The organism is Paracoccus sp. TOH, assembly GCF_030388245.1.
Classification (GTDB): Bacteria; Pseudomonadota; Alphaproteobacteria; order Rhodobacterales; family Rhodobacteraceae; genus Paracoccus; species Paracoccus simplex.
The window spans coordinates 195,018-216,821 of record NZ_CP098361.1; the positions used below are offsets into that span (position 1 = coordinate 195,018).

Here is a 21,804-nt window from a genome sequence, read left to right on the forward strand (position 1 = left end):
TCAGGCCACCTTCGCATAGGCGGCCGGGACGGCCAGCCGCTCGGCCGCATCGAACAGGTAGACATGCGCCGGGTCCAGCCAGACCGAGAGCGGCTGGCCGGCCGTCAGCTGATGCACCCCCTCGACCAGCCCGACCCAGCGGTCGGCGCCGTGCTCGACATGCACGAAGGTTTCCGAGCCGGTGACCTCGGTTCCGACCAGCGTGCAGACGAATTCGACCGCCATCGGACCATGCCGGGTCAGCGACAGGTGATTGGCGCGGAACCCGGCCAGATAGGCGCCGTCCGGCAGGTCGGCGAAACTGCCCGAGGCCAGCGCGCTGTCGCCCAGGCTGACCGCGGCGCCCTGCTTGCGGGCGCCGACGAAGTTCATCGGCGGATCGCTGAACACCCGCGCCGTGGTCGCATCGACCGGCCGGCGATAGACGGCCGGCGTCGCGCCGAACTGCGTCACCCGCCCCTGCCACAGCGTCGCGGTCTGGCCGCCCAGCAGCAGCGCCTCCTCGGGCTCGGTCGTGGCATAGACGAAGATCGCGCCGGACGCCTCGAAGATGCGCGGGATCTCAACCCGCAATTCCTCGCGCAGCTTGTAGTCGAGGTTGGCCAGCGGCTCGTCCAGCAGCACGAGGCCGGCGCCCTTGACCAGCGCGCGGGCCAGCGCGCAGCGCTGCTGCTGGCCGCCCGACAGTTCCAGCGGCTTGCGCGCCAGCATCGGCGTCAGCCGCAGCATCTCGGCGGTCTCGCGCACCTTGCGGTCGATCTCGTCCCGCGGCCGGCCGAGGATGCGCAGCGGCGAGGCGATGTTTTCATAGACCGAAAGACCGGGATAGTTGATGAACTGCTGATAGACCATGGCGACGCCGCGGTCCTGCACGCGCTGGCCGGTCACGTCCTGCCCGTCCCAGAGGATGCGTCCGGTCGAGGGCTGGTCCAGCCCGGCCATCAGCCGCATCAGGCTGGTCTTGCCCGACAACGTCGGCCCCAGCAGCACGTTCATCGTGCCCCTTTGCAAGGTCAGGCTGGTGGAATGGATATGCACCCTTCCCCCGACCGACCGCGACACGCCCTGCAATTCCAGCAAAGCCTTCCTCCCCTATTCCGCCGCCGGATCGGCGGCCTGCCGCGTGTCCACGAACGCCTCCAGTTCGCGGCGCTGCGCCTCGTTCATGTGTAACCCCAGCTTGGTGCGCCGCCAAAGGATGTCCTGCGCGCTGCGGGCGAATTCATTGCGGATCAGCCAGTCCACCTCGGCCCCGGTCAGCCCGGCGCCGAAGTCGCGGCCCAGTGCCGCCATGCTTTCGGCGCCGTCGAGCAGCAGGAAAGCCTCGGTGCCGTAGGTGCGCACCAGCCGGCGGGCCAGGCGCGGCGGCAGGAACGGATGGCTGGCCTGCAGCTGCGCGATCAGCTCCTCGACCCCGTCGACCGGGAAATCGCCGCCGGGCAATGGCACCCGCGCCGTCCAGTCGCCGCCGGCCTGCGGAAAGAACGGCGCCAGCTTGGCCAGCGCGCCCTCGGCCAGCCGGCGATAGGTGGTGATCTTGCCGCCGAACACGTTCAGCAGCGGCGCGCCCGCGTCGTTCAGGCCGAGCACATAGTCCCGCGTCGCCGCCGTGGCCGACTTGGCGCCGTCATTATAAAGCGGCCGCACCCCGGAATAGGTCCAGACCACCTGGTCGGGCGTCACCGCCTTGGCGAAATACTGGCTGGCGAAGGCGCAAAGATAATCGCGCTCGGCATCCGAACAATGCGCGTCGCCCGGCGGGCCCTGATGGTCCATGTCGGTGGTGCCGATCAGGGTGAAATCCTCCTCGAACGGGATGGCGAAGATGATCCGCCCGTCGGTGCCCTGAAAGAAATAGCAGCGGTCGTGATCGTAAAGCCGCGGCACGACGATATGGCTGCCGCGCACCAGCCGCACCCCTTCCGAGGACTGGATATGCGCGACATTGCGGATCACCTCCTCGACCCAGGGCCCGCCGGCATTGACCAGCGCCCGGGCGTGATGGGTCCGCGCGCCGTCCGGCCCCTCGGTGGTGATGCGCCACAGATCGCCGGCCCGCTCGGCATCGGCGACACGGGTGCGGGTCAGGATGGTGGCGCCGCGCGCCTGCGCGTCGCGGGCGTTCAGCACCACCAGCCGCGCATCCTGCACCCAGCAGTCGGAATATTCCCAGCCCAGCCGGAAGCCCGGCTTCAACGGCTTGCCCAGCGGATCGCGGGACAGGTCCAGCCGCCTGGTCCCCGGCAGGATCCTGCGCCCGCCCAGGTTGTCGTAAAGGAACAGCCCCAGCCGGATCAGCCAGGCCGGCCGGCGGCCGCGCATCCAGGGCATGACGAAGGACAGAAGCCGCGAGGTCGGGGTGTCGCTCTCGAACCGCATCTGCGGCGACCAGGGCAGCACGAAACGCATCGGCCAGGAAATATGCGGCATGGCAGAGAGCAGCGTCTCGCGTTCCTCCAGCGCCTCGCGCACCAGCCGGAACTCGAAGAATTCCAGATAGCGCAGCCCGCCATGGAACAGCTTGGTCGAGGCCGAGGAAGTCGCCTGCGCCAGATCGCCCTGTTCGGCCAGCGTGACCGAAAGCCCGCGCCCCGCCGCGTCCCGCGCGATGCCGCAGCCGTTGATGCCGCCGCCGATGATGAACAGATCGGCCGCGGGCCGCCCTGGTGCTGACACGCCGATCCTCCCCGTCATGGCACCCATCCTGGGCGAAAGGTGTAACGTCTGCGTGACCTCGGTCAAGCAGAAATTTTCGCTTATGATCGTTTCCTGGAAAAACGAACAGTTTTGCGCGGCGATGCGGCGGAAAACGCCCGTTATCGCTGCGATGCGGCATAAAAATACCTCGAAACGCCCGCGATTTCCTTCGCTGCGCCTGCAAGAAACGGCTGAAAAGCGAACCGAAAACGAATATAGGCAACCGGCAAGGGGACCAGCGACGGGTTGCGGCGGCGCCCCCCGGGGCCGGGCATGGCGCGAATCCGCCCGGAACCGGGCGAGGCCGTTTCCCGCTCTGGTGGTCTTGGTCTTGCCGGGAAAATCTGGCAAAGGACACACATCGCAGAACAAGGGCCATGCCGATGAACAGCCAATCCGTCATACATACCGGGGGTCAGGCGGCCACGCTGACCCATCTCCAGAGGCTCGAGGCCGAGAGCATCCAGATCATGCGCGAGGTGGTGGCCACGGCCGACAACCCGGTGATGCTGTATTCCGTGGGCAAGGATTCGGCCTGCATGCTGCACCTGGCCAAGAAGGCGTTCTACCCCGCCCCGCCGCCCTTCCCGCTTCTGCATGTGGACACCACCTGGAAGTTCCGCGCCATGTACGAGCTGCGCGACCGCGCCGCGGCCGAGGCCGGCATGGAACTGATCGTCCACCACAACCCAGAGGCGATGGAAAAGGGCATCAACCCCTTCGACCACGGCAGCCTGCATACCGACATGTGGAAGACCGACGGGCTGAAACAGGCGCTGAGCAAGTTCAACTTCGACGTGGCCTTCGGCGGCGCCCGCCGCGACGAGGAAAAGTCGCGCGCCAAAGAGCGGGTGTTCTCGTTCCGCTCGGCCAACCACCGCTGGGATCCCAAGAACCAGCGCCCCGAATTGTGGAAGCTCTACAATACCCGCAAGGGCAAGGGCGAATCGATCCGGGTCTTCCCGCTGTCGAACTGGACCGAGCTGGACATCTGGCAGTACATCCATCTGGAAAACATCGACATCGTGCCGCTGTATTTCAGCCAGCCGCGCCCGGTCGTGGAACGCGACGGGCTGCTGATCATGGTCGATGACGAGCGCTTCCGGCTGCGCGACGGCGAAGAGCCGGTGATGAAATCGGTGCGTTTCCGCACGCTGGGCTGCTATCCGCTGACCGGCGCGGTGGAATCCAACGCCCGCACCCTGCCCGAAGTCATCCAGGAAATGCTGCTGACCACGACCTCGGAGCGGCAGGGCCGCGCCATCGACCACGACCAGTCGGCCTCGATGGAGAAGAAGAAACAAGAGGGGTATTTCTGAGATGAACCACGAGATGAAGGACCCCGTCTACGTCACGGATGCCCTGATCGCCGAGGATATCGACGCCTATCTGCTGAAGCACCAGCACAAGACCATGCTGCGCTTCATCACCTGCGGCTCGGTCGATGACGGCAAGTCGACGCTGATCGGCCGGCTGCTCTATGACAGCAAGATGATTTTCGAGGACCAGCTCGCAAGCCTTGAAAACGACAGCAAGAACGTGGGCACGCAAGGCGGCGACATCGACTTCGCGCTGCTGGTCGACGGCCTGGCGGCCGAGCGCGAGCAGGGCATCACCATCGACGTGGCCTATCGCTTCTTCGCCACCGACAAGCGCAAGTTCATCGTCGCCGACACCCCCGGCCACGAACAATACACCCGCAACATGGTCACCGGCGCCTCGACCGCCGACCTGGCGGTGATCCTGATCGACGCGCGCCAGGGCGTGCTGACCCAGACCCGGCGCCACAGCTATCTGGTGAACCTGCTCGGCATCAAGAACGTGGTGCTGGCGGTGAACAAGATGGACCTGGTCGATTACTCGGCCGAGCGGTTCTACGACATCGTCGCGGATTACTCGCATTTCGCCAAGCAGATCGGCATGGACAGCTTCCTGCCGATCCCGATCTCGGGGCTCAAGGGCGACAACATCGTCGGCCACAGCGACAACATGCACTGGTATCAGGGCCCGACGCTGCTGGGCCATCTGGAACAGGCGCCGGTCAACGACGCGCAGATGCAGGATCATCCGTTCCGCATGGCGGTGCAATGGGTGAACCGGCCGAACCTGGATTTCCGCGGCTTTGCCGGTCAGATCGGCGCGGGCCGGGTGCGGCCGGGCAACGCGATCCGGGTGCTGCCCTCGGGCAAGACCACGACGGTCAAGTCCATCGTCACCTTCGACGGCGACCTGGAGCAGGCGGTCGCCGGCCAGTCGGTGACGCTGACCTTCGCCGACGAGATCGACTGCTCGCGCGGCGACGTGATCGTGCAATCCGATCAGCCCTGCGAGGTCGCCGACCAGTTCGAGGCCACGCTGGTCTGGATGACCGAGCAGGAAATGCTGCCCGGCCGCCCCTATCTGCTGAAGATCGGCACCCAGGTGGTCACCGCCACCGTCACCGAGCCGAAATACGAGGTGAACGTCAACACGCTGGAGCATCTGGCCAGCAAGACGCTGGGGCTGAATGCCATCGGCGTGGTCAACATCTCGACCGACCGGCCGATCCCGTTCGAGGCCTATGCCCAGAACCCCGACCTGGGCGGCTTCATCCTGATCGACCGCATGACCAATACCACGGTGGCGGCGGGGATGATCCATTTCGCCCTGCGCCGGTCGCAGAACATCCACTGGCAGGCGCTGGACGTGAACCGCGAAGCCCATGCGGCGCTGAAGAACCAGAAGCCGGCCGTGGTCTGGTTCACCGGCCTGTCCGGCTCGGGCAAATCCACGATCGCCAATATCGTCGAGAAGAAGCTGCACGCCCTTGGCAAGCACACCTTCCTGCTGGACGGCGACAACATCCGCCACGGGCTGAACCGCGACCTGGGCTTCACCGATGCCGACCGGGTGGAAAACATCCGCCGCGTCGGCGAGGTGGCGAAGCTGATGACCGATGCCGGGCTGATCGTGCTGACCGCCTTCATCTCGCCCTTCCGCTCGGAGCGGCAGATGGTGCGCGACCTGATGGCGCCGGGCGAGTTCGTCGAGGTCTTCGTCGATACGCCCTTGGAGGTGGCCGAGGCGCGCGACGTCAAGGGACTCTACAAGAAGGCGCGCTCGGGCCAGCTGAAGAACTTCACCGGCATCGACAGCCCCTATGAGCAGCCGCAGCAGGCCGAGATCACGGTGAACACCGTCGATCTGACCCCCGAGGACGCGGCCGAACGCATCGTGCAATACGTGCTGACCAGCATGTCCTGACCGGCGGGACGACCGCCGCCCGTTGCGGGCGGGCCGGAATGGCCGGGCCTTCGGGCCCGGTTTCTTCATTTCCGGCAACGGCTTGGCGGGTACCCGCCCCATCCGGTCACCTTGCCCCACCCGCCCATGCCGGCGCCGCGCCGCCGGCGGGACCGTGGCACCCGGCACACAGTCCCGCAGACCTGTCCGAAAGTCGTACTTGCCGCGACCGGCCCTCCGGCCTCAGGCTAGATGGCAATGACGGAAAGGGAAACGGTGATGAAAGGCACGGTCACCCTCGCCTGCCGCAAGGGAGCGTTGGTTTCAGGCGAATACGAAGTCATCGGCGACAGGCTGCGCGTGTCGTATCACGGCCATGAACGATTGGTCCGGATAGATGGCGGCTCGATAGACCATCTGGCGCAGGCATTGCTGCGCGACCTCTGGCTGGAATAGGCCCGGCTTCCGTCCCGCCCCGCTTCGTGTCATGCAGGGGCCGGAACAGGGACAGGGATGCTTATGACAGCGACGATTCCGGTGCGAATGACCCGCGCGGGACTGGTGGCGACCGCGCGGCTGCTGCTGAGCCTGCGCGCCATCGACCTGCCGCCGCCCCAAGCCGCGCCGCGCATCCTGGTCGCCAACCATGTCAGCCATGCCGATTTCGTGGCGCTGTGGTCTGTGCTGCCGAAACGGCACCGCCTGCACACCCGCCCCGTCGCCGGCGCCGATTACTGGGAGCGTTCGGACCTGCGCCGCTGGATCGCCCATCGGGTGTTCCGCGCCGTGCTGATCGACCGGGATCCCAACAGCCGCCGCTCGGACCCGGTCGAAACCGTGGCCGAGGTGTTGCGCGGCGGCGAGGACGTGATCTTCTTTCCCGAGGGCACCCGCAACCTGACCGACGCGCGCCTGCTGCCGCTGAAATCCGGCATCTATCACCTGGCACGTGCCGTGCCGCAGGCCGAGATCGTGCCAGCCTGGATCCTGAACCTGGACCGCATCCTGCCGAAAGGCGCCTTCCTGCCGGTGCCGCTGAACTGCGCCGTGCGCTTCGGCCAGCCCATGCGGGTCGAAACGGGTGAAAGCCGCGAGGCCTTCCTGGCCCGCCTTTCGCTGGCGATGCTGGCGCTGGCCGAGCAGAAAGGCTGATCCGTGGACCGTTTCCATTCCCCCTCGGCCTTCTTCTTCTACGGGCTTTTCGCCTTCCTGATTCTCGCCTCGCTGGTGGCGCGGCTGCTGATCCGCACCGGCCGGGTCGGCGGACCCACGGCGCAGAACCTCGCCGACCGCATCCGCGCCTGGTGGGTGATGATCGGCGTGCTGGCGCTGATCTTCACCCTGGGCGCCGGGGCGATCACGCTGTTCTTTGCGCTTTGCTCCATGGCGGCGCTGCGCGAATTCGCCACCATCACCCACACGCGGCGCGACGACCATGACGGGCTGGCCATCGCCTTCTACGTGATCCTGCCGCTGCAATACCTGCTGGTCTATGCCGAGGTTCCGGTCTTTGCCGCGCTGCTGATCCCGGTCTATTGTTTCCTGCTGCTGCCGGTCGTCACCGTGCTCAAGGGCGAGGTGCAGGGCTTCCTGACAAGGGTGTCGGAAACGCAATGGGCGCTGATGGTCTGCGTCTATTGCGTCGCGCATATCCCGGCGATCCTGACGCTGGACATCCCCGGCTATCGCTATAGCGCCTTCACGCTGGTCGCCTGGCTGATCCTGGTCGTGCAGGCTTCGGACGTGTTGCAATATGTCTGGGGCAAGGCGCTGGGGCGGCACCTGCTGGCGCCGCGCGTCTCGCCCTCGAAGACGGTCGAGGGGCTGGCCGGCGGCGTCATCAGCGCCAGTGCGCTGGGGGTGGCGCTGGCGCCCTTCACGCCCTTCGGCTGGTGGCAGGCAGGGCTGATCGCGCTGACCGTGACCACCTTCGGCTTCCTCGGCGGGCTGATCATGTCCGCCATCAAGCGCGACCGCGGCGTCAAGGACTGGGGCACGCTGGTGCAGGGGCACGGCGGCATCCTGGACCGGCTGGACAGCCTGGTGTTCTCGGCCCCGGTGTTTCTGCATATTCTGGCATGGGGGTGGTTATGACCGAGGATTTCAGCCGGCGGCCGATCGCCAGCCGCAACACGAGATGGGCCGCCCATGTCACCCGGCGGCTGGTCGAGGAGGGCGTGGCGCCCAACCGCATCTCGGCCGGCTCGGTCGTGGCGGCGGCGCTGGCGGGCGCGGCCTTCGCGCTGTCGGCGCAGGTCAGCGCGCTTTGGGCAGCGGGGTTGCTGCTCGTCCTCGGCGCGGCGTTCACGCAATTGCGGCTGCTCTGCAATCTCTTCGACGGGCTGGTCGCGGTCGAGGGCGGCATGGGCACGCCGGACGGCGCCTTCTGGAACGAGGTGCCGGACCGGCTGTCGGACCTGATCATCCTGGCCGGCTTCGGCGCGGCGGCGGGCTGGCCGGCGCTGGGACTGCTGGCCGGGGCGCTGGCGATCCTGACCGCCTATCTGCGCGAATTCGGCCGCGCGGCCGGGCTCGGCTCGGATTTCCGCGGGCCGGGGGCCAAATCGCATCGCATGGCGGCGGTGACCGCCGGGGCGCTGCTGCAGGTCGGCGCATGGCTTTCCGGCGCGGCCTGGCCGGTCCTGACCTGGACGCTGGTTCTGGTGCTGGCGCTGACGGCGATCACCACCGTCCGCCGCAGCCGACGCATCCTGCGCGGGCTTTCCGGCCGGGCGGACGGATCAAATCTGGGCTAGCCGCCACCGTCCAGCGTGATAAGGGGTAACCTTGCCGATCCCCTTGTGATACTGGCCGCCCAGCACGGACATTCAGACGACAGAGATCCCAGCCATGCCCGCATACCGTTCCCGCACCACCACCCATGGCCGCAACATGGCGGGGGCCCGTGGCCTCTGGCGCGCGACCGGGGTGAAGAACAGCGATTTCGGCAAGCCGATCATCGCCATCGTGAACAGCTTCACCCAATTCGTGCCGGGCCATGTGCATCTGAAGGATCTGGGCCAGATGGTCGCGCGCGAGGTCGAGGCCGCCGGTGGCATCGCCAAGGAATTCAACACCATCGCCGTCGATGACGGCATCGCCATGGGCCATGACGGGATGCTGTATTCCCTGCCCTCGCGCGAATTGATCGCCGATTCGGTCGAATACATGGTCAATGCGCATTGCGCCGATGCCATGGTTTGCATCTCGAACTGCGACAAGATCACCCCCGGCATGCTGATGGCGGCGATGCGGCTGAACATCCCGGCGATCTTCGTCTCGGGCGGGCCGATGGAGGCGGGCAAGGTCACGCTGGGCGACGGGCGCAAGGTCTCGCTGGACCTGGTGGACGCCATGGTCGCGGCCGCCGACGACAAGGTCTCGGATGCCGACCTGGCCGCCATCGAGGAAGCCGCCTGCCCGACCTGCGGTTCCTGCTCGGGCATGTTCACCGCCAATTCGATGAACTGCCTGTCCGAGGCCCTGGGCCTGTCGCTGCCCGGCAACGGCTCGACGCTGGCCACGCATGCCTTGCGCAAGAACCTGTTCCTGGAAGCCGGCCGCCGCATCGTCGAGGTGACGCGCCGCCATTACGAACAGGACGACGCCTCGGTGCTGCCGCGCGTCATCGCCAGCAAGGCGGCGTTCCGGAACGCCATGTCGCTGGACATCGCCATGGGCGGCTCGACCAATACCGTGCTGCACCTGCTGGCCATCGCCCAGGAGGGCGGGGTCGATTTCACCATGGACGACATCGACGCGCTGTCGCGCAAGGTGCCCTGCCTGTGCAAGGTCGCGCCGAACACCGCCAACGTGCATATGGAAGACGTGCATCGTGCCGGCGGCATCATGGCGATCCTTGGGGAACTGGACCGCGCCGGGCTGATCGACCGCGACTGCCCGACCGTGCATGCGCCCACCATCGGCGCCGCCATCGACCAATGGGACATCGCCCGCAGCAACGACCCGGCTGCGCGCGAGCTGTTCCTGGCCGCGCCGGGCGGCGTGCCGACGCAAGTGGCCTTCAGCCAGGCGACGCTGTGGCCCGACCTGGACCTCGACCGCGAGAAGGGCGTGATCCGCTCGGCCGATGCGCCGTTTTCCAAGGATGGCGGGCTGGCGGTGCTGAAGGGCAATATCGCGCTGGACGGCTGCATCGTGAAGACCGCCGGCGTGGACGAATCGATCCTGGTGTTTTCCGGCACAGCCAAGGTCTATGAAAGCCAGGACGCCGCCGTCTCGGGCATCCTGACTGGCAAGGTCGAGGCCGGAGACGTGGTGGTCATCCGCTACGAAGGCCCCAAGGGCGGACCGGGGATGCAGGAGATGCTGTATCCGACCAGCTACCTGAAATCGAAGGGTCTGGGCAAAGCCTGCGCGCTGATCACCGACGGGCGTTTCTCGGGCGGCACCTCGGGCCTGTCCATCGGCCATGTCAGCCCCGAGGCGGCGGCCGGCGGCACCATCGGCCTGGTGCGCGACGGCGACCGGATCGAGATCGACATCCCCAACCGCTCGATCCGCCTGGCGGTGTCCGAGGACGAACTGGCGGCGCGGCGCGCCGAACAGGACGCCGCGGGCTGGAAACCCGCGCAGCCGCGCCAGCGCCAGGTCTCGGCCGCGCTCAAGGTCTATGCGCAATTCGCCGCCTCGGCCGACAAGGGCGCGGTGCGCATCCTGCCGGAATGAGAAACGGGGCCGCCCGGCCCCTTCCCAGCCTTGCGATGGCCGGCCCCACCGCCGGGCCGGCTTTGCTCATCCGGCCTCGGCCAGCCGCGCCAGGTCGAGCCGCAGCACCGAATCCACCGCATCCTTGCGGAAGCCGAGATGCTGCTCCTCGGTCGCGGCCTTCACGCTGACATAGGGCAGCGCACCGTCGGCGCCGACGTCCAGGCTATGGGGATGGACCGGCAGCGACAGGCTGCCTGACGCGCAATCCTTGCCGCCCAAGACCAGCAACCCGCCGGTGCCCTCGGCCGCATCGCGCGTGACGCCGCCGGGTATCCAGTGTCATGCCAAGCAGCTCGGTTTCCCGACGCCGGCGTCACCGGCCTCACGACTGGCAAAGCCGCCTGCGCCGGAAGCCTGGTCCGGACGCGCAGGCAGGCGCGGGGCGCCTGGCATTATTCCATGGCACTGAGCAGCACCGCCAGCGCTCCAAGCCCGCCGAGCAGCCAGACATCCCATAGGGCGACGGGTCCGGACCCGGCAGCGGCGTGGCTCAGCCGGTCATAGAGCCAGCGCCCGGCCGCGCCAAGCACCAGCCCGCCGGCGGCGACCAGCAGCAGCAGGCACAGAAGCGCGCCGACGATGCCGGGCAGGTAGCCGCCCGTCTTGGTGCCGCTTATCAGATAGCACAGACCGGCCGCGCCCAGCAGCAGCGCCAGTGGCAGGGCCAGCGGCACCAGCGACCGGGTCGCGGCGCGCAGCGCGCCAATCGTGGCGGTCAGGGTCACCGTGACGGCGATGATCAGCCAGACCAGTGCCATGCCGGCAGGTCAGTGCAGCCCGCGACGCAGGGGCGCGCGGCGGCGGCGCAGCGCCTCGAAGGGCGGCCAGACCAGCAGCGACAGGCCGATGGCAAGGAACAGCACGCCGAAGCCCGGCCCGCAGAGATAGGTCAGCCAGCCCAGCACCGGCACGCCGCACAACACCAGGGCCCAAAGCGCCGAGTGACGCCAGCGCAGCCGCACGAAGGGCAACAGGCAGGCCGCGACGCCCCAGAGCACCGCGCAAAGCGCTGCGCCGACGGGATGGGCGATCAGCGCGATCACGCGGCCTTCTCCGTCAGCCGTTCCGGCAGGTTGTTGGCCCAGGCCGAGATGGTGCCGGCACCCAGACAGACCACCATGTCGCCGGGCCGCGCCTGCTCGCGCACCAGCCGCTCCAGGTCGCCCTCGTCCATCACCGCGCGGGCGTGACGGTGGCCGTGGGCGATCAGCCCGGCGACCAGGTCATCGCGCGAGGCGCCGGGGATCGGCTCCTCACCGGCCGAATAGACCTCGGCGATGCCGACCACGTCGGCCTCGTTGAAGCAGGTGCAGAAATCGTCGAAGAGGCTGGAGAGCCGGGAGTAGCGGTGCGGCTGGTGCACGGCGATGACCCGGCCCTTGGTGGCCTGGCGGGCGGCCTTCAGCACGGCGGCGATCTCGACCGGGTGGTGACCGTAATCGTCGATGATGGTGACGCCGTTCACCTCGCCCACGCGGGTGAAGCGGCGGCCGACGCCGCCGAACTTAGCCAGCGCCTCGCGGATCTGGGCGCGCTTCATGCCAAGGTGGCGGGCGACCGCCACGGCGGCCAGCGCGTTCGAGACGTTGTGGTCGCCCGGCATCGGCAGGGTGCAGCCCTCGATCACCGGGGTTTCGCCGTCGTTCAGCGCCGCTTCGCCCTGCAGGGCGATGTCGAAATGCGCCACGCCGTTTTCATAGCGCAGGTTCATGGCGCGGATGTCGGCCTGGGCGTTGAAGCCGAAGGTGGCGACGCGGCGGTCGGTCAGCTTGCCGACCAGCGCCTGCACCTCGGGGTGGTCGGTGCAGCAGACGGCAAGGCCGTAGAAGGGGATGTTCGAGACGAAATCCTGGAAGCCCTTGCGCAGCGCGTCGAAGGAGCCCCAGTGCTCCATATGCTCGGGGTCGATGTTGGTGACGATGGCGATGGTGGCGGGCAGGCGGTTGAAGCTGCCGTCGCTCTCGTCGGCCTCGACCACCATCCATTCGCCGGCGCCGGCGCGGGCGTTGCTGCCATAGGCGTGGATCACGCCGCCATTGATGACGGTCGGGTCGAAGCCGCCCGCGTCCAGCAGCGTCGCGACCATGGTGGTGGTGGTGGTCTTGCCATGGGTGCCGGCGATGGCGACGTTGGATTTCAGCCGCATCAGTTCCGCCAGCATCTCGGCCCGGCGCACCACCGGCAGGCCGCGGCGGCGCGCCTCCTCAAGCTCGGGATTGCCCTTCTTGATCGCGGTCGAGATCACCACCACCCCGGCCTCGCCGATATTCTCGGCGCGCTGGCCTTCGAAGACGGTGGCGCCCAGGCTTTCCAGCCGGTCGGTGATCTTGGAGCGTTTCGCATCCGAGCCCTGCACCTGGTAGCCGAGCGTCATCAACACCTCGGCGATGCCGGACATGCCGATGCCGCCGATGCCGACGAAATGGATGGGGCCCAGTTCGCCCGGGAGTTTGGTCGCTGCATTCATCGGGTCAGGTCCGTCACTAGATCTGCAAGGCGCTGCGCCGCGTCGGGGCGACCCAGCGAAAGCGCCGCCGCAGCCATGGCGGAGGCGCGGGCGCCGTCGGAAAGGATGTCCCGCATGTCGCGCCTGAGGCTCTCGGCGTCAAGCACGGATTCGGGCAAAAGGATGGCCGCGCCGGATTCCGCAAGGGCACGGGCGTTGGCGGTCTGGTGGTCGCCGGTGGCGGCGGCATAGGGGATCAGGATGGCCGGGCGGCCGATCACGGTGATGTCGGCGATGGACGAGGCCCCGGCCCGGCTGACCACCATCTGCGCCTGCGCCAGCCGTTGCGGCACGTCGTCGAAGAAGGGCCGCACCACGGCGGCGATGCCGGCCTCCGCATAGGCGGCGGCGACGCGCTCGCCGTCCTCGGCCCGGGCCTGGTGGCTGACCGACAGCCGGGTTCGCACCCCTTCGGGCAGGCCGGCGATGGCCTCCGGCACCCGGTCCGAAAGCACGCGCGCGCCCTGGCTGCCGCCGATGACCAGCAGGTTCAGCGGCCCGTCCGAAGGCGGCAGATAGGGCGCGGCGGCATGGTCCAGCACCGCCCGACGCACCGGGTTGCCGGTATGGATGCCCTGCACCCCCGGCGGCAGCACGGTCGGCCAGGTGCCGCAGGCGACGCGGTCCACTCGGCGGGCAAAGGCCATGTTCACCCGGCCCATGATGCCGTTCTGCTCGTGGATCATGCGCGGGATCTTCAGCACCAGCGCCGCCGACATGGCGGGGATGGTCGGATAGCCGCCAAAGCCCACCACCACGGCCGGGCGGTCGGCGCGCATCCGGCGCATGGCCGCAAGCACGCCGGCGCCGATGCGGAAGGGCACGGCAAGCTTCGCCAGCGCACCGCCGCGCGCGGTGGTGGCAGAGCTGACCACCTCGCGCGCGACCTCGGCCGGGAAGGCGCCGGCATAACGGGCGCCGCGCTCGTCGGTCGAAAGTTTGACGCGCCAACCGCGCGCCAGCAGCACCTCGGCCAGCGATTGCGCCGGGAACATATGCCCGCCGGTGCCACCGGCGGCGATCAGGCAAAGCGGGGCCACGCTCATCCCCGGCCCCGGCCCAGAAGATCGCCGATCCGGCCCTGCGGCCGCGAGCGGGTCAGCGCCAGCAGCATGCCCATGGCGATGCCCGAGGCGATGACCGACGAACCGCCATAGCTGACGAAGGGCAGCGTCATGCCCTTGGCCGGCAGAAGCCGCACCGCAACACCCATGTTGATCAGCGCCTGCACGCCGAAGGCGCAGGCCAGTCCGGTGCCGGCGATGCGGGCGAAGGGATCGCGTTCGCCCTGCAGGCGCAGCAGCGAGCGGATGACGATGGTGGTGTAAAGCGCGATGATGATCAGGACCAGGATCAGCCCGTATTCCTCGGCCGCGACGGCAATGATGAAATCGGTATGCGCGTCGGGCAGCGACCACTTGACCGTGCCCTCGCCCACGCCGACGCCGAAGAAGCCGCCCTCCTGGATGGCGTTGGTGGCATAGCCGAGCTGGGTGCGCGGATCGACCTCGGCGGCGAGAAAGCCGTTGATGCGGCGGGCGAAGTGTTCCGAGGCGCCATAGGCGAAGACGCCGCCGACGCAGGCCAGCCCCATCACACCCCCCAGAAGGTAAAGCGGCGCCCCGGCGATGAAATACATCACGCACCAGGAAAACAGTACCAGCGAGGCCTGGCCGAAATCGGGCTGCATCGCCAGAAGCAGCACCACGACCACGGCAAGCCCGAAGGAGAAGGACTTGCCGGGCGGGCCGCCGACCTCCTGGCTGGCGGCCATGAACCAGGCGCAGATGGCGACAAAGCAGGGCTTCAGGAACTCCGAGGGCTGCACCGACATGCCGCCGGGCAGCCGCAGCCAGCGCACCGCGCCCTTGCCGAAATCGGTGCCGATGACCGGCAGCGCGAACAGGACCAGCAGCGCGACCAGGAAACCCAGCACGCCGATCCGCCGCACCTGCCGGGGCGAGAAGGTCGAGATCACCAGCATGATCACCAGCGCCATGGCGCCGAAAACCGCCTGGCGACTGACGTAATAGAACTGCGGCAGGCTGTTCCTTTCGGCCAGCGGCACCGAGGCCGCCAGTCCCAGAAGAAGCCCTACCGCGAAAAGCCCCAGCACGCAGGCCAAGGACCATCGGTCCAGCGTGCGCCACCAGCGGGGAAGAATCGGATCACCAGCCCGAACGGGCGTGGTGCCAAAGACCATCTCGGTCATGGGTTACCGCCGTCACTGCCTCGTTTGCATCGCCCGTTTGCCGGGTCTGAGCGGCAGCATAGCGCGATTGTACCCGGCGCGCTACTGCGGATTGATTACCGCGACGGCAGCCCGGATCAGGTCGTGCGAAGGCGGCCGGGTTTGGCACCCCGCCGCACCTTCCCTTCTCTGTTGTTCAAATACCCGACAGCAGCCGCGCGGCCGGGCGCGGCGCCCGAGGCTTGGCGCTCAGGCGCGCGCCGCGTCCTTGCGGGTGCGCCACAGCGACCAGCCGATACCGGCGCCGAGGATGGCGAAGGTGATACCCAGCGAGATCGCGGGCGGGAATTTGGCCAGCCCCATCAGGTCGGCCAGAAACACCTTGGAGCCGATGAAGATCAAGAGCACCGCCAGCGCCTGCTTGAGGTATTCGAAGCGGTGGATGATCGCCGCCAGTGCGAAGAACAGCGCGCGCAGGCCCAGGATGGCGAAGATGTTCGAGGTATAGACGATATAGGGGTCGGTGGTGATGGCAAAGACCGCCGGCACCGAATCGACGGCGAAGATCACGTCGGCGATCTCGATCATCGCCAGCGCCAGCAGCAGCGGCGTCGCATAGCGGCGGATGCGGCCGGTCGCGGGATCGGGCCGCTTCACGACGAAGGCATGGCCGTGCAGCTCCTCGGTCAGCGGCATGCGGCGGCGCAGGAAGGCCAGGACCGGGTTCGAACCCATGTCATGCTCCTTGTCGCCGATGAACAGCATCTTGATGCCGGTCAGGATCAGGAAGCCGGCGAAGACATAGAGGATCCAGCCGTATTGCGCGACCAGCGTGGCGCCGACGCCGATCATGATGCCGCGCAGCACGATCACGCCCAGGATGCCCCAGAACAACACCCGGTGCTGGTAGCGGCGCGGGATCGACAGCGTGGCGAAGATCAGCGCGATGACGAAGACATTGTCCATCGCCAGGGTCTTTTCCACCACGAAGGCGGTCATGTATTCGGCGGCGGCATTGCTGCCCAGCTGATACCAGACGAAGCCGCCGAACAGCACGCCCAGGGTGATGTAGAAGGACGAGAGCTTCAGGCTTTCGGCGACGCCGATCTCCTTGTCGCCGCGGTTGAGCACGCCGAGGTCAAAGGCCAGCAACAGGCCGACCAGGCCAATGAAAACCAGCCACAGCCAGATCGGCGTGCCGAGAAACAGGGTGAGATAGAAAGGTTCCATGTCAGGCTCCACGTTGAACGAAAGCCGGTGCGTAGCCTTGGGCGGGAAAGGGGATCCGGGCTGGCACCGAGCAGGGCTCGATGCGGTCCGACATCACGACAAGCGTCGTCAGAGGGGCCCGGTCCGCCCGCCCCAGATAGGGGCTCAGGGACGGGATGCAAGGGCGGGCCGGTCGGTTTTTCGGGCGGCGGGCCGATCGGCGGGGGCGGGCACCCCCTTTTCCTTGGCCCCGCGCGGGACTAACTATCGCCAAGCCCAGCAAAAGGAAGGCCCATGCTCTACAAGACCCAAGCCGAGTGGCTGGCCGCCCCGAAGAAGCGCGTGCTGTTCTTCGGCATGTCCGGGCTGGGCAAGACTTTCCTCGCCTCGATGCTGCGCGGCTCGGGGGAATGGTTCCACTATTCGGTCGATTACCGCATCGGCACCCGCTACATGGGCGAGCTGATCGCCGACAACTTCAAGCGCGAGGCGATGAAGGTGCCGTTCCTGCGCGAGCTCTTGCTGTCGGATTCGGTCTATATTGCCTCGAATATCACCTTCGAGAACCTGGCGCCGCTGTCCACCTATCTGGGCAAGCCCGGCAGCGTCACCCGCGGCGGGCTGGAATTCGACGAATACATGCGCCGCCAGGACCAGCACCGCATGGCCGAGGTCGCGGCGCTGCTGGATACCGGGCATTTCATCCGCCGCGCGCAGGAGATCTACAACCTGCCGAATTTCGTCTGCGATTCCGGCGGCTCGGTCTGCGAGGTGGTGGACCCCTATGCCGAACGCGACCCGGTGCTGGACGTGCTGGAGCGCGACCTGCTGCTGGTCTGGATCAAGGGCTCGGCCGCGCATACCGAGGAACTGGTGCGCCGCTTCGACCGGGCGCCGAAGCCGATGTATTACCAGCCGGATTTCCTCGACCGCGCCTGGACCGACTATCGCGTGGAAAAGGGCCTGGCCGAGGGGCAGGTCAATCCGGACGACTTCATCCGCTGGACCTATGCCCGGGCGCTGGCCCATCGTCAGCCCCGCTACGAGGCCATGGCCCGGCGCGGCGTGACCATCCTGGCCGAGGAAGTGGCCGGGGTAAGAACCCCCGGCGATCTGACCGCGCTGATCGGCCGGGCCATCGACAGAAAAACCGACAGGAAGACCGACAGAAAGGACGCATGATGCCCATCACCCTGCCCAATGACCTGCCCGCCTTCGACATCCTGTCGAACGAGGGCGTCATGGTCATGTCGCCGGGGCGTGCGGCGATGCAGGACATCCGGCCGCTGCGCATCGGGCTTTTGAACCTGATGCCCAAGAAGATCCAGACCGAGAACCAGTTCGCCCGGCTGATCGGCGCCACGCCCCTGCAGATCGACTTCCAGCTGATCCGCATGTCGGACCACGAAAGCCGCAACACCGCCGCCGACCACATGGAAAGCTTCTACCGCCGCTTCTGCGAGGTCGAGGAGACGGGCGAGAAGTTCGACGGGCTGATCATCACCGGCGCGCCCATCGAGCACCTGCGCTTCGAGGAGGTGACCTATTGGGACGAATTGCAGCGGCTTTTCGCCTGGACGCAGAGCCATGTGCATTCGACCTTCGGCGTCTGCTGGGGCGGCATGGCCATGGCCTGGCATTTCCACCGGCTGGAAAAGCACATGCTGGACCACAAGGCCTTCGGCTGCTTCCGCCACCAGAACCTTGCCCCCGCCTCGCCCTATCTGCGAGGATTCTCGGACGATGTGCTGGTGCCGGTCAGCCGCTGGACCGAGGTGCGCCAGCCCGAGGTGGACGCCATCCCGGCGCTGCGGACGCTGATCGCCTCGGACCAGGTCGGGCCCTGCCTGATCGAGGATGCCGGCCACCGCGCGCTCTATGTCTTCAACCATTTCGAATATGACAGCACCACGCTGAAGGACGAATACGACCGCGACGTGGTCTCGGGCAAGCCGATCAACGTGCCGGTGAACTATTATCCCGAGGACGATCCGTCGCGCCTGCCGACGAACCGCTGGCGCAGCCATGCGCATCTGCTCTACGGTAACTGGATCAACGAGATCTACCAGACCACCCCCTTCGACCTGAACCGCATCGGCGAGGCCTGAGCATGGGAAAGAACGGCGGAAAGAACGGCGAGGACACGCAGGACAAGCAGGACAAGGCGCCGCCCGACCTGCCCTTCGTCGGCGCCATCACCCGCTATCTGGAAAAGCAGGCGCCCGACGAGCTGCGCAAGGCGGTGAAGGCGGCGGAAAAGGACCGCATCATCGAGCCCTCCTACCCCTATGCCGAGGAGATGAAGGGCAAGGATTACGACGAGCAGATGGCCGGGCTGCAATTGCAGCTGGTGCGGCTGATGCGCGACGTGATCCATGGCGGCAAGCGCATGGTGGTGCTGTTCGAGGGTCGCGACGCCGCCGGCAAGGGCGGCACCATCGAACGGGTGCGCGAGAACCTGAACCCGCGCTCGGCCTATATCGTCGCCCTGCCCAAGCCCAGCGAGCGCGAGACCGGCGAATGGTATTTCCAGCGCTACGTCGACTGGCTGCCGGCGCGGGGCGAGATCGCGCTCTTCGACCGCAGCTGGTACAATCGCGGCGTGGTCGAGAAGGTCTTCGGCTTCTGCACCGACGCGCAGCGCGAGACCTTCTTCCGCCAACTGCCGCGCTTCGAGACCATGCTGGTGGATGACGGGGTGATCCTGGTCAAGCTGTGGCTCGAGGTCGGCCGGGCCGAGCAACTGAGCCGCTTCCTCGACCGCGAGCAGGATCCGCTGAAGCAGTGGAAGCTCAGCCCCATCGACGTCGAGGGGCTGGCGAAATGGGACGATTACAGCGCGGCGATCCAGGACACGTTGCTGCGCAGCCATTCGGTCATCGCGCCCTGGACGGTGATCCGCGCCGACGACAAGAAGCGGGCGCGGATCGCCGCGATCCAGACCATCCTGCGCGCGGTCGAGTTCGCCGGCCGCGACGAGGCGCTTATCGGCCAGCCCGACCCGCAAATCACCGGCGGCCCCGAGATCCTGCCGGGCTAGAGGGCAAGACAGGATGCGCGCCCCCTCCGCCGCCGCCCCGTCCCGCTTCCGACCCCTGCGCGTGCTTCTGGGGCTTTTCGCCCTGCTGTGGCTGGCGTTTCCGACCCATGCGCAGAACCTGCCGGACTGGCAGCAGACCGGCATCAACGATTTCGCCGGCCTGCTGTCGCCCGAGGATGCCCGCGCCCTCGACGCGGCGCTGAGCGCGCTGCGCGAGCAGACCGGCATCGAAGGCACCGTGGTCACGCTGACCGACCGGGCACGCCACGGCGGCGGAACGGAGGGGTTGGAGGCCTTTGCCACCCGGCTGTTCAACCACTGGGGCGTCGGCAATGCCACGCGCAACGACGGGTTCATGGTTCTGGTGCTGGCCGGGGAGCGCGAGGCGCGGATCGAACTCGGCCGCGGCTACGAGAACGATGCCGACATCCTGGCGCAAGAGATCCTGCGCAACACCATGTTGCCCGCCTTCCGCGACGGCGCGATGTCGCGGGGCATCCGCGACGGCACCGAGGCGGCGATCGCGCTCATCGCCCGGCCCACGGCCGCGGGGCGGCCGCTCGGGTCGCCGGGCAATTCCTGGCTGGAACGGCTGTTCCCCTGGCTTTTCGGCGCGGCCTGGGTTGCGATCCTCGGCGGCATGGCGCGGCAGGTCTGGCGGCGCAACCGTTGCCCGCAATGCGGGCGGCGGGGCCTGGAAACCCGGACCGCGCCGCTGCAGACCCCGCTGCCCGAGGGCGGCCACATGGTCTCGCACGAGACCGTCACCCGGCACTGCCCCGGCTGCGGCTGGTCCGAGACCCGGCCGCGACCCTTGCCGCAGACGGTCTGGTACGACCCCGCGGGCGCGGTGCTGCGCCGCGAGCGCAGGCCCGGCTTCCGCGGCCGTTCCGGCGGTTCCTCGGGCTTCGGCGGCGGCTCGTCGCGGGGCGGCGGCGCCTCGGGCCGCTGGTAGTCAAGCCACGCTTGCGAGGCGATGCCGGGCCGGCTAGCGTCGGGTCAGTCCGCCCTCAAGGAAAGATCCGACATGACAGTTCTGCGCTCCTCCGTCCTGGCGATCGCGCTGGCCAGCACCGCCCTGACCGCCGCCCACGCCGCCGACCCCGAACTCACGGTCTTCGACTGGGCCGGGTTCGAGGAACCGGTGATCTTCCAGGGCTATATCGACAAGCACGGCGACAGCCCGACCTTTGCCTTTTACGGCGACGACGACGAGGCCTATCAGAAGCTCGCCTCGGGCTTCAAAGCCGACGTGGCGCATCCCTGCTCGCAGATGGTGTCGAAATACCGCGACGCCGGGCTGATCGAGCCCTGGGACACCGCGAAGATCCCGGCCTTCGACACGCTCGATCCGAAATTCCTCGATTCGCCGATCTTCAAGGACGATCAGGGCGTCTGGTACATCCCGACCGACTGGGGCGCCACCGCCATCGCCTATAACAAGGACAACGTGCCGGCCGAGGACGTGGCCAGCCTGAACGTTTTCGTCGACCCGAAATATCAGGGCCGCACCAGCCTGCCCGATTCGGCCGACGACGTCTGGGCGCTGGCCTATCTGGCGACCGGCACGACCGACTGGACCAAGGTGACGGACGAGCAGTTCAAGGCCGCGGCCGACTGGCTGCGCCAGGCGCATCAGAACGTCGCCGCCTATTGGGCCGACCCGGCCGAGCAGGCGCAGCTGATGGCCTCGGGCGCGGTGGACGTGGCCTGGTCCTGGAACGACGGCGTGGTGCTGCTGGAGAATGACGGCTTCCCGGTCGGCTTCCAGCGCGCGCCCAAGGAGGGCAGCTCGACCTTCTTCTGCGGCTTCATCAACCTGAAGAACGGCCCGGGCAGCGAGGACAAGGCCTATGACTTCATCAACGCCTGGCTGGCGCCGGAAGCGGCCAAGGGGCTTCTGGACACCATCGGCTACGGCCATACCTCGACCGTGGCCATGGAGACGATCAAGGACGAGCCGGCGGTAAAGGAAGGCCTGTCGCCGGTCGACGCCCCGATCCTGGCCCAGACCCCGAACGACCCCGAGCAGCGCGAAAAGCAGCTGGCCGAGTTCGAAAAGATCAAGGCCGGCTTCTGACCCCTGGCCGGCGCCCCGCCCGACCGGCGGGGCGCATCGCCTCAGGCGCGGCCGCATGGGTATTTGGACAACCGAGAAAACCAGGCGCAGAAAACCGGGCTCAGCGGCCCGGCTTGCTGCGTTGTCCC

Annotated in this window: 21 protein-coding genes; 12 read left to right on the forward strand and 9 right to left on the reverse strand. The window is 67.7% G+C overall.

Annotated elements, in window-relative coordinates; translation table 11 throughout:
• Positions 1-1,080: an ABC transporter ATP-binding protein gene (locus NBE95_RS11550; RefSeq protein WP_289895593.1), complete on the reverse strand. Its 1,080-nt coding sequence runs from the start codon at positions 1,078-1,080 to the stop codon at positions 1-3.
• A 12-nt stretch (positions 1,081-1,092) separates the two neighbouring features.
• The gene (gene glpD / locus NBE95_RS11555; RefSeq protein WP_289895594.1) at positions 1,093-2,694 is read right to left on the reverse strand and encodes a glycerol-3-phosphate dehydrogenase; all 1,602 of its coding nucleotides are present in this window, start codon (positions 2,692-2,694) and stop codon (positions 1,093-1,095) included.
• 386 nt (positions 2,695-3,080) lie between these two features.
• Here glpD and cysD point away from each other — a divergent pair, with 386 nt between their 5' ends.
• The 7 genes from cysD to ilvD all read left to right on the forward strand — a co-directional run bounded on the left by cysD (position 3,081) and on the right by ilvD (position 10,608).
• A complete protein-coding gene (gene cysD / locus NBE95_RS11560; protein ID WP_289895595.1) occupies positions 3,081-4,016 on the forward strand; it encodes a sulfate adenylyltransferase subunit CysD in 936 nt (311 codons plus the stop codon).
• 1 nt (position 4,017) lies between these two features.
• Positions 4,018-5,940, forward strand: coding sequence for a sulfate adenylyltransferase subunit CysN (gene cysN / locus NBE95_RS11565; RefSeq protein WP_289895596.1), 1,923 nt, complete (start codon positions 4,018-4,020; stop codon positions 5,938-5,940).
• A gap of 258 nt (positions 5,941-6,198) precedes the next feature.
• Positions 6,199-6,375 (forward strand): hypothetical protein, encoded by a 177-nt coding sequence (locus NBE95_RS11570; RefSeq protein ID WP_289895597.1) that lies wholly within the window; start codon positions 6,199-6,201, stop codon positions 6,373-6,375.
• Positions 6,376-6,438: 63 nt separating this feature from the next.
• The gene (locus NBE95_RS11575) at positions 6,439-7,071 is read left to right on the forward strand and encodes a lysophospholipid acyltransferase family protein (protein WP_289895598.1); all 633 of its coding nucleotides are present in this window, start codon (positions 6,439-6,441) and stop codon (positions 7,069-7,071) included.
• A 3-nt stretch (positions 7,072-7,074) separates the two neighbouring features.
• A complete protein-coding gene (locus NBE95_RS11580; RefSeq protein WP_289895599.1) occupies positions 7,075-8,013 on the forward strand; it encodes a phosphatidate cytidylyltransferase in 939 nt (312 codons plus the stop codon).
• Entirely contained in the window at positions 8,010-8,675 is a 666-nt protein-coding gene (locus tag NBE95_RS11585; RefSeq protein ID WP_289895600.1) for a CDP-alcohol phosphatidyltransferase family protein, read from the forward strand. The genes NBE95_RS11580 and NBE95_RS11585 overlap by 4 nt, the downstream gene beginning before the upstream one ends.
• A 94-nt stretch (positions 8,676-8,769) precedes the next feature.
• A complete protein-coding gene (gene ilvD, locus NBE95_RS11590) occupies positions 8,770-10,608 on the forward strand; it encodes a dihydroxy-acid dehydratase (protein WP_289895601.1) in 1,839 nt (612 codons plus the stop codon).
• Positions 10,609-10,674: 66 nt separating this feature from the next.
• Here the strand turns inward: ilvD and NBE95_RS11595 are convergent, their stop codons facing one another.
• The 7 genes from NBE95_RS11595 to NBE95_RS11625 all read right to left on the reverse strand — a co-directional run bounded on the left by NBE95_RS11595 (position 10,675) and on the right by NBE95_RS11625 (position 16,577).
• Entirely contained in the window at positions 10,675-10,878 is a 204-nt protein-coding gene (locus tag NBE95_RS11595) for a hypothetical protein (RefSeq protein WP_289895602.1), read from the reverse strand.
• 164 nt (positions 10,879-11,042) lie between these two features.
• On the reverse strand, positions 11,043-11,408 hold the full coding sequence (locus tag NBE95_RS11600) for a hypothetical protein (protein ID WP_289895603.1): 366 nt from the start codon (positions 11,406-11,408) through the stop codon (positions 11,043-11,045).
• A gap of 9 nt (positions 11,409-11,417) precedes the next feature.
• Positions 11,418-11,693: a DUF2484 family protein gene (locus tag NBE95_RS11605; RefSeq protein WP_289895604.1), complete on the reverse strand. Its 276-nt coding sequence runs from the start codon at positions 11,691-11,693 to the stop codon at positions 11,418-11,420.
• A complete protein-coding gene (murC, locus tag NBE95_RS11610; RefSeq protein WP_289895605.1) occupies positions 11,690-13,117 on the reverse strand; it encodes a UDP-N-acetylmuramate--L-alanine ligase in 1,428 nt (475 codons plus the stop codon). Before murC ends, NBE95_RS11605 begins: the two co-directional genes overlap by 4 nt.
• The gene (locus NBE95_RS11615; protein ID WP_289895606.1) at positions 13,114-14,202 is read right to left on the reverse strand and encodes a UDP-N-acetylglucosamine--N-acetylmuramyl-(pentapeptide) pyrophosphoryl-undecaprenol N-acetylglucosamine transferase; all 1,089 of its coding nucleotides are present in this window, start codon (positions 14,200-14,202) and stop codon (positions 13,114-13,116) included. The genes murC and NBE95_RS11615 overlap by 4 nt, the downstream gene beginning before the upstream one ends.
• On the reverse strand, positions 14,199-15,368 hold the full coding sequence (locus tag NBE95_RS11620) for a putative peptidoglycan glycosyltransferase FtsW (protein ID WP_289895607.1): 1,170 nt from the start codon (positions 15,366-15,368) through the stop codon (positions 14,199-14,201). The genes NBE95_RS11615 and NBE95_RS11620 overlap by 4 nt, the downstream gene beginning before the upstream one ends.
• A gap of 228 nt (positions 15,369-15,596) precedes the next feature.
• The gene (locus tag NBE95_RS11625) at positions 15,597-16,577 is read right to left on the reverse strand and encodes a TerC family protein (protein ID WP_289895608.1); all 981 of its coding nucleotides are present in this window, start codon (positions 16,575-16,577) and stop codon (positions 15,597-15,599) included.
• A gap of 273 nt (positions 16,578-16,850) precedes the next feature.
• On the opposite strand from NBE95_RS11625, the gene NBE95_RS11630 reads away from it, so the two are divergent.
• From NBE95_RS11630 to NBE95_RS11650, 5 genes are all read left to right on the forward strand, one after another.
• On the forward strand, positions 16,851-17,738 hold the full coding sequence (locus tag NBE95_RS11630) for an ATPase (protein ID WP_289895609.1): 888 nt from the start codon (positions 16,851-16,853) through the stop codon (positions 17,736-17,738).
• Positions 17,738-18,664, forward strand: a complete 927-nt coding sequence (gene metA, locus NBE95_RS11635) for a homoserine O-succinyltransferase (RefSeq protein ID WP_289895924.1) — start codon at positions 17,738-17,740, stop codon at positions 18,662-18,664. The genes NBE95_RS11630 and metA overlap by 1 nt, the downstream gene beginning before the upstream one ends.
• Positions 18,665-18,666: 2 nt before the next feature.
• On the forward strand, positions 18,667-19,596 hold the full coding sequence (gene ppk2, locus NBE95_RS11640; protein ID WP_289895610.1) for a polyphosphate kinase 2: 930 nt from the start codon (positions 18,667-18,669) through the stop codon (positions 19,594-19,596).
• Positions 19,597-19,609: 13 nt separating this feature from the next.
• Positions 19,610-20,551, forward strand: coding sequence for a TPM domain-containing protein (locus tag NBE95_RS11645; RefSeq protein WP_289895611.1), 942 nt, complete (start codon positions 19,610-19,612; stop codon positions 20,549-20,551).
• Positions 20,552-20,623: 72 nt separating this feature from the next.
• Positions 20,624-21,676 (forward strand): extracellular solute-binding protein, encoded by a 1,053-nt coding sequence (locus tag NBE95_RS11650; protein ID WP_289895612.1) that lies wholly within the window; start codon positions 20,624-20,626, stop codon positions 21,674-21,676.
• Positions 21,677-21,804: the final 128 nt, after the last annotated feature.